At 49.4% G+C, this 12994-nt stretch carries 8 protein-coding genes; 5 read left to right on the top strand and 3 right to left on the bottom strand.

From position 1 onward, the window contains the following. Positions 1 to 650 precede the first annotated feature (650 nt). The gene (locus tag QUA47_RS28210; RefSeq protein WP_333433212.1) at positions 651 to 1328 is read right to left on the bottom strand and encodes a peptidoglycan-binding protein; all 678 of its coding nucleotides are present in this window, start codon (positions 1326 to 1328) and stop codon (positions 651 to 653) included. Between the two features lie 194 nt (positions 1329 to 1522). Between QUA47_RS28210 and QUA47_RS28205 the strand changes: the two genes are divergently transcribed. The 3 genes from QUA47_RS28205 (at position 1523) to QUA47_RS28195 (ending at position 7903) form a co-directional block, all read left to right on the top strand. Continuing rightward, the gene (locus QUA47_RS28205; RefSeq protein ID WP_333433211.1) at positions 1523 to 3514 is read left to right on the top strand and encodes an SdrD B-like domain-containing protein; all 1992 of its coding nucleotides are present in this window, start codon (positions 1523 to 1525) and stop codon (positions 3512 to 3514) included. Positions 3515 to 4044: 530 nt separating this feature from the next. Continuing rightward, positions 4045 to 6642 carry an SdrD B-like domain-containing protein gene (locus QUA47_RS28200; RefSeq protein ID WP_333433210.1) on the top strand — a complete coding sequence of 866 codons (2598 nt, stop codon included), beginning with the start codon at positions 4045 to 4047 and terminating at the stop codon, positions 6640 to 6642. 400 nt (positions 6643 to 7042) lie between these two features. After that, positions 7043 to 7903 carry an SDR family oxidoreductase gene (locus tag QUA47_RS28195; protein WP_333433209.1) on the top strand — a complete coding sequence of 287 codons (861 nt, stop codon included), beginning with the start codon at positions 7043 to 7045 and terminating at the stop codon, positions 7901 to 7903. A gap of 617 nt (positions 7904 to 8520) precedes the next feature. Here QUA47_RS28195 and QUA47_RS28190 read toward each other — a convergent pair. Continuing rightward, a complete protein-coding gene (locus QUA47_RS28190; RefSeq protein WP_333433208.1) occupies positions 8521 to 9549 on the bottom strand; it encodes a hemerythrin domain-containing protein in 1029 nt (342 codons plus the stop codon). A gap of 302 nt (positions 9550 to 9851) precedes the next feature. On the opposite strand from QUA47_RS28190, the gene QUA47_RS28185 reads away from it, so the two are divergent. Continuing rightward, positions 9852 to 11117, top strand: a complete 1266-nt coding sequence (locus QUA47_RS28185) for a pitrilysin family protein (RefSeq protein WP_333403937.1) — start codon at positions 9852 to 9854, stop codon at positions 11115 to 11117. Positions 11118 to 11398: 281 nt separating this feature from the next. Then, entirely contained in the window at positions 11399 to 12667 is a 1269-nt protein-coding gene (locus tag QUA47_RS28180; protein ID WP_333433207.1) for a pitrilysin family protein, read from the top strand. On the opposite strand, the gene QUA47_RS28175 is transcribed toward QUA47_RS28180, so the two are convergent. Continuing rightward, positions 12664 to 12990, bottom strand: coding sequence for a BrnA antitoxin family protein (locus QUA47_RS28175; RefSeq protein ID WP_333433213.1), 327 nt, complete (start codon positions 12988 to 12990; stop codon positions 12664 to 12666). The two genes, QUA47_RS28180 and QUA47_RS28175, sit on opposite strands and share 4 nt — an antisense overlap. Positions 12991 to 12994: the final 4 nt, after the last annotated feature.

Here is a 12994-nt window from a genome sequence, read left to right as displayed (position 1 = left end):
CAGATGAGGTGCGATCGTAATTCGTTTTGGCATTCTTTATTTGATGGGGGTAGTGTTCCTCCTAATTATATCATGGTTAATCGACCGGACATGATATAACCAATAACCAATAACCAACAACAAAATTTTAGGACCTAGCATATCGGATGCCAGACCCTAAAAAGTTTGTAAATTAAGTTGATTCAAGTGGGTTTTTAGCTCTGCTGAGTTTCAGCCAACTACAACTAAGGTGGACTTTTTTGCAACTACTCTGCAGACGAGCTAGCTATCAGCGGAGTCTATTCAGACTTCTGTGTTTGACTGTTGTGCGATCGCAACTTTTGATTAATCCAATAGCCTCAAGCTATTTAACAAATCGCGATCGCAATATCAACCTTTCTTTGCTAATAAGCTACACGGTTCAGGCGTTGCCTGCGGACTAGAGCCGAGCGGGACAAATACTCTAATTCCAAATTTTTTATCCAAGTTTTTTGTGCTTCTTGGTTTTGCCCCTCATGTTTTTAAGTTAACACCAACTGCGCGCATAAAAACACTTTGTTTACCAAACTTGACACTTTTTGATGTGATGAAATACTTCCAAAAGCGATTATTAACAATTTGTACGATCGCCAGAGCGCGCAACGTGCATAGCCGGCACTTTTCGCTTGCTGTCAACGCAGCAGAGCTTCCCAAGTTGCGCGACCAACAATGCCGTCTGCTGGCAGTTGATATTGTCGCTGAGCCGCCTTGACAGCAGCTTGAGTTTCCGGACCGAACACGCCGTCAGCACTCACCCGCAAAAATCCCTTGGCCCGCAGCCGTTCTTGCAAATCTCTGACTGCCGCCCCCCGCATTCGTCTTCTCAAAACCGGAAAATTAGTTGGCTGCGCTTGGGGGTTAATCTCTGAGTTGTCGGCATTTACAGGATCGTTAGCGATGGGGTTTTCGATCGCGCTCGGAGTCGCAGGAAACAGCCGGTTCCAAGTATCTTGACCGACTATGGCGTCGGGAGCCAGGCCTGCTGCTTCCTGGAACTGAGATACAGCTCTAGCGGTGCTTTGGGAGAAAATCCCGTCTACAGTGTCAGCGTAAAAGCCCAATAATTTAAGAGTAGCTTGGAGTTCGATTACTTCTGAGCCACGGCTGCCCAATTTGATGGCGGGGCGGACGATCGCACCTGTTTGAGCGATCGGGCTATTAATGTTACCTTGTTCGGAGGTAGGTAGCTGTGCCGCAACACGAGTAGGGGCGATCGAGGCTATTGCCAATAAACCGCACAAACTCCAGCCGAAGAGCAAACTCGGAACCTCGCGGGCTTCATTCCAGCTTGCTGTCAAGTTTTGGGACATTGGGAATTCGACCTCTGGAAAACTGGTAGCGATCGTACATCAAATCTGGAAAAAATTGGGAATTTCGGCATAGGGAATTGGGCATAAGGCATTAACTGATTCCCTGCTATGCCTGCGAACCAGTTAAATCAAAACTCACAACTTTTCTCCCCTTCCCTTTCCTAAAAATAATTTATCCCCTGAAATAGCTGCAATTGGCAAAAAAACTGCTAGATTGCCCTACAGAAAACATTGAACCGCGTTCATTGGGCCCCAGCAACACCATGTCCGAATCCAGAACCGCCAGCCAAATAGACATCGGCAACGTCAACATCGGGAACTTCCAAGTCGGCAGCATCAGCGGCACCAAATACAACGACCTCAACGCCAACGGCCGCCCTGATCCTGAAGAATTCCCAATTCCCAACTGGCAAATCTACCTCGACCTCAACAACAACAGCCAGCCAGAGTTTAACGAACCTTCGACTCTCACCAACCAGGTAGGCAACTACGTCTTCGCCAACCTGCCGCCGGGCACTTACCAAGTTAGGGAAGTCCAGCAGCCGAACTTTCGCCAAACTACCCCAAATCCCTCACCCATCACGATTACCAGCGGGACAAACGCTGGCAATATCAATTTTGGCAACAACTTCAACGCAGGGACGATCGCAGGCACAAAATTCAACGACATCAACAACAACAGCAGCCCCGATCCCGGGGAACAAGGGCTAGCTAACTGGCAAATTTACCTCGACCTCAACCGCAACAACAGGCTCGACGGCGGCGAACCTTTTACTTTTACAAACGTTGAAGGCAAGTACGCTTTTGTCAATATTCCCGCAAATACATATTTGGTGAGAGAAGTCCAGCAACCGGGTTTTCGCCAAACCACGCCTGACCCCGGCCCGGTTAACGTTACTTCTAACGCCACTGTCAACAACATCAATTTTGGCAATATCTTTTTTGTCGGCAGCATCAGCGGCTTCAAGTTCAACGACCTCAATGCCAACAGCGTCAGAGACGCGACAGACCCGCCTCTGACCAACTGGCAACTTTACCTCGACCTCAACGGCAACGGCAGCGTTGACCCGGGCGAACCCACGACCATCACAAACCCGCAAGGCAACTACACTTTTGCGAATGTTTCCCCGGGCCGGTATTTGGTGAGGGAAGTCCAACAACCAGGATGGGTACAGACTACGCCAAATCCAGGCCCGATCGACATAATCGGCACTACCAACGCTGTCGGCGTCAGTTTCGGCAACAATTTTCCTACCGGCAGCATCAGCGGCTTCAAGTTCAACGACCTCAACGCTAACGGTATCAACGAACCGACGGAACCGAGAGTTGGCAACTGGCCGATTTACCTTGATCTCAACAACAATGGCGCCCCAGATCCCAACGAACCTTCGACTTTAACAAACCCCCAAGGTAATTTCTCTTTTATCAATTTGCCTCAAGGCACCTATTTGGTCAGGGAAGTCCAGCAGCCCGGTTTTCGACAAACCACGCCAAATCCGACTCCCATCATCGTGGGCAACGGCACAAATGCCACTAATCTCAGCTTTGGCAATGTATTGGTAACGGGAACGATCAGCGGTGTGAAATTTAACGATGTTAACGCCAACGGCCGCCTAGATCCTGGGGAACCGCCGATCGCCAACTCTCCAATTTACATCGACCTCAACAACAACAGCAGTTTAGATCCGGGTGAAGCGAGTACCTTAAGCGATGTTCAAGGCAATTACAGTTTCCGCAACGTTCCGGTAGGTAGTTATGTTGTCCGCGAAGTTCCGCCGCCCGGTTTTATTCTAACGACTCCCCCTACGGTGGTTGTTGTCTCGGCAGATATTCGGGCTAGCAGCATCGATTTGGTGACGCCAGATGCTGAGGGTTGGTCGGCTAAATCCTTGAATGGCGACCTGCTGACGGATGCCAGCAACTATGCGGGACCCGAACCTGCGGGTAATATGGGGGCGGATAGCTTGCTTTTGAGCGAGGGTCGTGATAGTTATCGAATGAGTGATTTTTTGGTCGATCGACCTGTTGCGGATTTAGGCAATATTCCTAACTTTGGGCAACAGAATGTCGGTCTGAATCTGAAGGCAGAAATCGGTCAATTAGTCCATAAGAATGAATTAATTAATGGGGGGATTCCTTCCCTAGCACGACAAGTGTCGGAGACTTCGGCATTGTTTATAAAATGATACAGCCGGCCGGGAATCCCAAACAGCGGAGATTGACAAGGGAAGATCGGGCGCTAGCGTGATACCCTATTGTTGTTAATCCCTAAGGCATAGGCCGATCTCCGGGAAGCCCAAAGCTGGCCTGTATATGGGGAGCAAGATTCAGAGGCAGTATCATACCTGTTTTTAGGAATTATCAGACAATTCCCCAAGCGCGATCGCCCTCGTGGCCAGGTCGCTCAAGTCACCGAGGTTCAGTGAATCTTAACGTTGTTCCAGCTCTAAACAGCAAGTGTCCAGGGGCAGAAGAACTCAGGGCGCAAATCTTGAAGATATTGCGCTCAAATTGCTACAGCTATTCAAAACCTGATATAATCTCGTGCGACAAAGCTGGAGTAAGCCTGATGTTAGATGAGGAACCTTCGAGCAACGTAGACGTATGTATGATTGAGTAGCGATCGTCAGTCGCTAGCAGCAGCTAACTGCTGATTGACAAAGTGATACAGTAGCCTGTAGCTTACGTAGATTTAGGTGTGAAGGAAAAGAAAATCATGACAGAAGAATTAACAGCTAGTCAGATACCTGGTGTAAGTCGTCCTGTACCCGCAACCCAATTCGTGCCAGGGCCAATCATCAATTTTGGCAACGCTCCTGCGGGTATCCAGGGTACCAAGTTCAATGACGCGAATGCCAACGGCATTCGAGATGCAGGCGAACCGGGACTCCCCAACGTCCAAATCTTTATTGACACCAATAACAACGGCACTGCCGAGGCAGGTGAACCCTCGACGTTGACTAACGCCAGCGGAAACTTCGTATTTCCAGGCTTGCTTCCAGGCACCTATACTGTCAGGGAAATCCCGCCACCCAGATTCAGCCCGACAACTCCCAACCCAGTCGTCGTCACCCTCACGGGCACTAATGCCACAGTGTTGTTCGGCAATACTCCCATCCCGCCCGGTGGTCAGATTATTGGCTGCAAATACCTCGACGTAGATAACGACGGCTTTCGAGACGGGAGTGAACCCCCGATGCAAAACGTCAGAATCTATATCGATGCCAACAACAACGGTCAGCTAGATACAGGGGAACCCACTACCTTAACCGATAGAAACGGCGAGTACCGATTCACCGATTTGCAGCCCGGGCTGTACCGGATTCGAGAAGAGCGCGCCAACGGGCCTGGCACTGAACCGTTAGAAAGAGATTTTCCCCAAAGCACTCCCCCCGGCAACATCTCCCTGCTTGACGTTAACCTCCGCCAGGGCGAAATCTGGACCAGCGCTCAAGTGGGCAACACTCCCCTGTACGAAGCCTCGATCTTCAAATTCCGGGACAACAACGCCAACGGCATACAAGACGCAGGCGAAATTCCTCTCTCCGGCATCCCCTTCATCATCGATTTGAACCGGAACGGCAGAACAGACGCGGGCGAACCGCGACTGTTAACTGGCCCTGATGGTAGGGCCACCTTCAGAGATTTGAAAGCTGGCAGCTACTCTGTATTGGAAACCTTTGAAACATTCATAGCCAACCAGCCGCCAATTAACACTACCCCGAACCCGGTAGAAGTCACAGCCCCCGGGCCCCTATCGCGACAGCAGGGAGCGCTGCCTTTCATAGTGACCGATCCAACAGTTCCAGGCGGCCAGCGGATCGTTTCGGCGAACCTTCCGTCTCCGTTCCCGCCGGTCAACCCGGAACCCGCAGTCTTCTTCACCCCGATTCCGATAAATCCAGGCACCGGTGCTGTCGGGAATACGCTCCCCAACATCACGCTCTTAAAATACAACGATCAGAACGCCAACGGTCGTTACGAACCGGGCAACACTCCACAGGAAAACCCCATAGCAGGCGTCACGGCCTACATTGATGCCAACGACAATGGCGTCCTCGACACAGGGGAACAGTCGAGAGTAACTGACGCCAACGGACGTGCCGCTTTCACCAACGTGCAACCGGGCAATTATGTGGTTCGGGAAGTGCCGCAAGGTGGTTTTAGTGCTACGACTCCGGCTCGGGTGCAGTTCAACCTCACCAATCAAGATGCCAACGTCGTCTTTGGCAACACCCCCAACAGCCGTATTACCGGGACCAAATTCCAAGACTTGAACGGCAACGGCTACCGAGACGGCTTTGAAACGCCGATCGCAGGGGTCGCAATCTACCTCGACAGCAACGGTAACAACGCCCTCGATGCGGGAGAAACCACTAGCGTCAGCGATCAGTTCGGCCGTTGGGAGTTTGGCAATTTGACCCCTGGTCTTTACCGAGTCCGGGAAGTCACGCCTTCAAATTCTTTCCAAACTACTCAACAACTGGACATCGTTCTGGGCGCGAACCAAACGTTTACTTGTGCTTTGGTGGGCAACGGCCAGTTCTTTAACTTGGCAGTTCCCAAATTCCGGGACGACAACCGCAACGGCCTTCAAGATCCGGGCGAGCCTCCTTTGCAGAACATCCCGTTCACCTTGGATGTGAACCGGAACGGGCGCTACGATGCTGCTACGGAGCCTCTGGTCAGGAGTGATGCTAACGGTATTGCCCTGTTCACCAATTTAGCTCCTGGCAATTACCCGGTATTGGAAGTTTTTAACGAGCCAAACGTTCCCAACCCGTTCCCGGTTCCTACCGGGCCCAACCCTGTTACTTTCAGCGTGCCCGGGCCGAGTGCCTTTGTGACGCCGATCGTGCCGGTGCCAGTACCGACGGCAACACCGACGGGAACATCGACGACAGCACCGGCGGGAACATCGACGACAGCACCGACGGGAACATCGACGACAGCACCGACGGGAACATCGACGACAGCACCGACGGGAACATCGACGACAGCACCGACGACAGCACCGACACCAACCCTCGTGGCTCGTAGCCTCAGCCTCGATCCGGTGACTGGGGGGGGTACGGATACACCGATTCCTAGTCCCGATCCGTTGACAAACCCCGAACGTTCAGCGACGGGTCTGGTACAGACCATTAAGGCCGATGGCTTGCTCGAACCTCAGAGTACAGGTGTTAGCAGCTTTGTTGACTCCAACATCGAACGCCAGGCGAGTGCGCTGGTTCTATCGTTTTTAGAAAAGAACAGTCTCAATAAGAAGGACGCTGAATTACTGTTGGGCGCTCATCCTTCGGGTGCCTGGTAGTAATGTTAGGTTGGGTTTCTAGTTCGAGACTCAGCAATTAGCAACTAGCTTGTTTAAACTGCACGTCAAATCATGTTTTGGCGTGCTTTTTGCTGTTTTGACAATAATTAGAGGCTGGCGGGGCGGGTTTATCGATTTCTTTAATTACCGGAAATATTTTTCGTGAAACCCGCCTCTACAACAAATATATCCCGATGCTCCAAGGGGCGGGTTTTACCGACAATCTTTGAGGAAAACTCACAATTTATATAAACAGCCCGCCACAATCATGGGTTCGGAAGGCAGGTTTATTTATCTCTTTAATTACTGTCTTTAGTGGTAGAGCGCGATCGGCAAAAAGAGCGATTCCCTAGTTCCAGAAAACCTTTATTTATAGAGGTAGAACGTAGAGGAATATGTTATGCCAACTCAACAACAAACCAATCCGGCTCAACATCAAGACCAGCAACCCGGTATTGAATCACAAATGACTCCGCAACCTCAGTCCTTCGCGGAGGGCTATCGCGGTAGCGACAAATTGCGGGACAAAGTAGCCTTAATTACCGGCGGAGACAGCGGTATCGGGCGTGCAGTGGCGATCGCCTTTGCCAAAGAAGGCGGTAACGTGGTCATCAGCTATCTTAACGAAGATGATGATGCCAAAAAAACCAAAGAGGCGATCGAACAGCAAGGCCGGCGCTGTATTGCGATCGCCGGCGACATCGGCGACGAAAACGTCTGTCAAAACCTTGTAGAACAAACAGTTAAAGAGTTTGGTAGCCTGGATATCCTCGTCAACAACGCCGCCGAACAGCATCCCCAAGAAAGCATTGAAGACATCACCGCCGAACAATTAGAGCGCACCTTCCGTACCAACATTTTCTCAATGTTTTACCTCACAAAAGCCGCTCTCAAACACCTCAAAGAGGGAAGTGCAATTATCAACACTACCTCTGTCACCGCCTATAAAGGCAATCAACAATTACTAGATTACTCCTCCACAAAAGGAGCAATTGTTGCCTTTACCCGCTCTTTGTCTCAAAGTTTAGCGGAGAAAGGAATTCGCGTCAATGGAGTCGCCCCCGGCCCGATTTGGACCCCTCTAATTCCTGCAACTTTCCCTGAAGAAAAAGTGGAAAAATTTGGTGCAGACACGGCATTGGGACGCGCGGGTCAACCCGATGAAGTTGCCCCCAGTTTCGTGTTTTTAGCTTCAAAAGATTCGTCTTACATGACTGGTCAAATTTTGCATCCCAACGGCGGATCTGTGATTAACGGATAGATTTGTCGCGACTTGAGATAGAAATAACCGCCTTTTGTGAGGGCGACTTTCACCCACAATCTCTGAATATAACTCACAATCTAAATAAACCCGCCCCCACAACCACGTTACCTAGGGCGGGTTTATTCATTTTTTTAGTTATATTCAATTTGCTAGTATCATCGGGCGTAAAATCCAGTCAACACCTATGCCCACTCAGCTTGGCCGAAGGGTCAACAATCACGGACGGCGCAAGCGAAATTTATACAATTAATCTGCGTTAATCTGTGTTGATATGCCATCATCTGCGGAAAAAAAAAAGAATTGCTGAACCGCAGATAACAAGGGATTGACGCTGATTCACGCACATGAAGAGAATAGATAGATGAATAATTCCGATGCAGCAATCCTAAATCATTTGTGAATTTCTTACTCCCTCCCCTTTCCAAGGGGAGGGATGGGGCGGGGTAAAAAAATTACGACTCCTGCAAGGATTACCATAACAGATTTGATATTAGTTTTTGAACATTGGTGAGTTTACACAAAAGAGTAATCCCGCTACGTGGGTAGCGGGATTGATAGGTTGCAGTTTAGCTAGTTTTGAGCTCAGCTAGAGCTACAATTAGCTCGCTGCTGAATTAGCTCAGGTTAGCCATTTCTTGCTGGAGGGTGCTTTTGGCTGCTTTGAATTGAGTAGCCATTTGTTCCATTTGTGCTTCGCTCAAGTTGCGGCGAATTTGAGGGAACATATCGTTTTCTTCTTCTTTTACGTGATCTTGAACCGCTGCTTGGAGCTGTTTGATTTGGGCTTTGAAATCAGAAGAACTGGGATTCATTGACTTAATCTTGGCGAGCATTTGCTTCATTTCTGCTTGCTCGTCGTACAGTTCTTGAGTGTTGCTGTAGTAGCTGCGAATTGCTGGGTAAACAATTTGTTCTTCGGCTTCGGCGTGAACGCTGAGGTCTTTGTAAAGTTGACCGAAGAATTCTTGCAGTTTTTGAGGATCGTCGGTGCTTGCGATTTCCATAAAGAGGGTATCGGTTTTGCGGTGATCCATTGAGATGATTTCGGTGATGTTCATCTCATCTTTGCTGCGGGTAACTGCACCGCCGATGATGCCGGTCATTGCTGCCATTGCATCTTGTACGCGAGCCCAAACGCCTTGGTCGGGGTCTTTGCCGGTCAGCTCGCGCACGCCCAAGATTTCCATAACTCCCTTGAGTTGCTCTTGGTGAGCGCGGTTTTCAAAGTTAACTGTGTTGAGGGGAGTAATGGCGGCTTCGATGTCGGCGCCGACTACTTGAGCAGCTTTGTGAATTAACAAACCGGCCATTGTTTGTTTGTGTTTGAGCAGTTCGTGCTGGGTGACTTTTTCAAACAATGTCAGTTCAGAACCTTCCATGAGTTTCTGAACTTCTTCAATCATTTTTGCGCTGGTTTCTTTGGGCTCGGCTTGAATGCCGTATTGCACGATCGTAGTTTCTAATACGCCCAAGTTTTTGCGATCGTCTTCGAGCATATCCCGGAAGCGCTGGGCTAGTTCGGAGTCGTTGCAGGAATTGATGAACAATTGCTCATTGGCGATCAACAGGTTTTGCAGCGCTTTCATGTCTGCTAATTTAGTGGCGATCGCTTGGCGCTTGGTATCTTCTAAGGTAGCTACCATCTGTCGTTTCTCCTCTCAATGTCTTTAGTGTTCTTACATCTCTTAATGTATTGATATATTCTGATAACATCCTCTTTCTCCCGACTGATTCATTAATATCCCGCGCAACCTATTGACTTTTGAGCAAAAAAAGGGTAAGTATTTGAGACTGCTTGAAAAAAAGCAAAAAGCAAAAAACAACAGATGAGTAAGGATGAATGGCAGATGAGTGATTATTTCTGTATCAATTAATCCCGATCGCATAGCTGTAAAGCGCTACCATAGTTGCAGCCGAAGTTAACTAAAGTTTAAGAATAACTAGCTTGTCTCAACTGCTCACTGCTTTAGAGTTCCCAGCCAATGTCTGGAAGCTGAATAATGGGTTAACGGTCATTCACCAGCGGATTTCGGCCACACCGGTGGTCGCGCTAGACGTGTGGGTGAAAGCTGGCGCTACGCTGGAGCCGGATTCTTGGTCGGGAATGGCTCATTTTCTAGAACACATGATATTTAAAGGGACGGATTCGATCGCCCCTGGAGAATTTGACCAGGTAATCGAAAATCGCGGCGGTGTCGCCAACGCAGCTACAAGTCACGACTACGCGCATTTTTTCGTCAACGCTGCGGCTGATTATTTAGCAGAAACAGCGCAGCCACTGGCAGAATTGCTGCTGCGGGCTTCGATTCCCGATCTGGAATTCGATCGCGAGCGAGATGTGGTACTCGAAGAAATCCGTCAAGCTCAAGACGATCCCGATTGGCTGGGTTTCCAAGCCATGATGGAAACAGTTTACCAGCGACATCCCTACAGGCGATCGGTATTGGGCACGGAAGAGCTGCTGATGTCGCGAACTCCCCACGAAATGCGCTGTTTCCACCGATCGCACTATCAGCCGGAAAATATGACTGTGGTGGTAGTCGGGGGAATTGATGAACAACAGGCTAGAGATATTACGGGGAAAGCTTTCGAGCAGTTTTCCGATCGGTGGGATTGTCCCAAATTAACCGCAGAGGCGGAACCGCCACTGATAGAAATTCGCCGTCAGGAACTCTGTCTCCCCCGATTGGAACAAGCGCGGCTGATGATGGCGTGGACGGGCCCGGGAGTTGAACATTTGCAAAGTGCTTGCGGCTTGGATTTGCTGTCGGTGTTGCTCGCACACGGGCGGACTTCGCGTTTAGTCAGGGAACTGCGGGAAGAATTACAATTGGTAGAGGCGATCGACAGCACTTTCTCGCTGCAACGGGAATCGAGTTTATTTACTATAAGTGCAGTCTTGGACGCGAAAGATATTGAACAGGTGGAATCTCGGATTTGCGATCGACTTTGGCAATTGCAGTCTGAGCCGGTTTCCGAGGTAGAATTGCTCCGCTGTAAGCGTTTGCTGTGCAACGATTTTGCTTTCTCGCTCGAAACGCCGGGACAGCTCGCCGGTCTTTACGGATATTACAATACGATCGCCACTGCGGAATTAGCGCTCAGCTATCCCACCAGGATTAAAGCATTTGGACCCTTAGACCTCCAGCGCCTGGCTCAACAATATCTCTCTCCCCGACGCTATACGGCCGTCGTACTCAAACCAATCTAATTGGTAAACGGGTGAAAATACATATATTTTTGGTACCGGAGAGATGTTCGGCATTTGTCCGGGGTTCTTTGTGCTTGTGGCACACCCTACGCGATAGATGTTGTTACATTTAGATGTTGGGGGTCACGCCCTGCCCGGTATGACATCATACAAGATCCGCATGGAAAATAGAAAAATGGCAATCAAGTAATTACCAATTACCAATTACCCATTACCCATTACCCATTTTCAATTACCAATACTTCAGCTACTCTCAGTACAAGTTCCCAACTAAATTAACCATGAAAAATGAAATCCAGCGCACGGTTTTAGACAACGGTATTGTTGTCTTAGCAGCAGAAAATCCAGCAGCGGATATTATTGCAGCCAGGATATTCCTGCGGGCCGGCAGTCGCTACGTGCAGCCGGAACAAGCAGGATTGTGTCATTTGCTGTCGGCGGTAATGACTAAGGGAACCGATCGCCTGTCTTCGCGGGAAATTGCCGAGCGTGTAGAATCGGTGGGAGCGAGGTTGAGTGCCGACTCTACTACAGACTATTTTTTAGTGAGTTTGAAGACAGTTTCTGCAGATTTTGAGGAGATTTTGGAGTTGGCGGCGCAATTGACCCGATCGCCCACTTTCCCGGAAGCTGAAGTCGAACTCGAACGCCGCATTGCCATATCGGCAATTCGATCGCAACAAGAACAGCCATTTGCGATCGCCTTCGAGCAATTGCGGCACTCGATGTACCAGGAACACCCCTATGCTTTCTCTCCCTTGGGCACGGAAGCTACTATGTCAAAGCTCACCAGAAACGAGATCGAACAGTTCCACAAAACCTATTTCCGTCCCGATAATGTAGTTATTGCTGTAGCCGGCAGAATATCGACCGAAGATGCGCTCGCCCTGATTGATCGAACTTTTGGGGACTGGAAAGCGCCTTTAACACCCTTACCAACTTTAAACGTCCCCCCCTTGTCCCCCTCCCCTCAATCGGTCGTTACGGCGCAAGATACGCAGCAATCAGTGATTATGCTGGGCTACCTCGCACCTTCTGTCAAAAATCCCGACTACGCAGCGATTAAGTTGCTCAATACTTATTTGGGTAACGGTTTGTCGAGCCGGTTGTTTGTGGAATTGCGGGAAAAGCGGGGCTTGGCTTACGACGTTTCCGCGCTCTACGCGACGCGCTTAGACACGGCTCAGTTTGTCGTGTACATGGGTACGGCGCCGGAAAATACGGCGACTGCCTTTGAAGGATTGCGCGCAGAAGTCGATCGACTCGCCAACACCGAACTAAGCGAGGAAGAATTGCAAGCTTGCAAGAATAAAATGCTCGGTCAATATGCTTTAGGAAAACAAACTAATTCGCAAATTGCCCAAGTTTTAGGCTGGTACGAAATTTTGGGATTGGGGATTAAATTCGACCAGCAATTTCAAGAAGAAATTGCACAAGTGACAGCTTCACAAGCGCGGGATGCTGCGAAGAAATATTTTGTAGAACCGTATATTTCTTTGGTGGGCCCGGAGGCGGCGATTACAGAGTTGGGTGTAGTGGCTGTTTGTTAAGTAGGAAATTGGCGATCGAACTTTTCAAAAGTTCGATCGATGTGCTGAGTTTTGTTGTTTTCTCTATATTGGCGTAAAACGTTATTAATTAGAGTTTTATACTGTTCTCCTTGAGCCTGAAACCACTGTTTCACATCTCGAGCAAGCTGAACAAAGTTGTGGGCTTGATCTGCTGGAATACGTAAAGTCGATCGTTCAAAAAATTCATCCGTCAGCGGTGGAATATCTGAGTAGTCGATATTCTCTTCTAACCCTGGGGGGGTAACAACCAGCCTGAAACCCAGAGGTGGTGAGGATTGAGCCAATGTGTGGTAAAAAAAGATAGGC

The organism is Microcoleus sp. MON2_D5 (assembly GCF_036701905.1).
Lineage (GTDB): Bacteria > Cyanobacteriota > Cyanobacteriia > Cyanobacteriales > Microcoleaceae > Microcoleus.
This window is presented reverse-complemented; position numbering and strand designations above follow the sequence as displayed.

Excerpts from the sequence above, each read along its gene's own strand:
- QUA47_RS28210 (WP_333433212.1), bottom strand. The coding sequence starts at position 1,328 with ATGTCCCAAAACTTGACAGCAAGCTGGAATGAAGCCCGCGAGGTTCCG.
- QUA47_RS28200 (WP_333433210.1), top strand. The coding sequence starts at position 4,045 with ATGACAGAAGAATTAACAGCTAGTCAGATACCTGGTGTAAGTCGTCCT.
- QUA47_RS28195 (WP_333433209.1), top strand. The coding sequence starts at position 7,043 with ATGCCAACTCAACAACAAACCAATCCGGCTCAACATCAAGACCAGCAA.
- QUA47_RS28190 (WP_333433208.1), bottom strand. The coding sequence starts at position 9,549 with ATGGTAGCTACCTTAGAAGATACCAAGCGCCAAGCGATCGCCACTAAA.
- QUA47_RS28180 (WP_333433207.1), top strand. The coding sequence starts at position 11,399 with ATGAAAAATGAAATCCAGCGCACGGTTTTAGACAACGGTATTGTTGTC.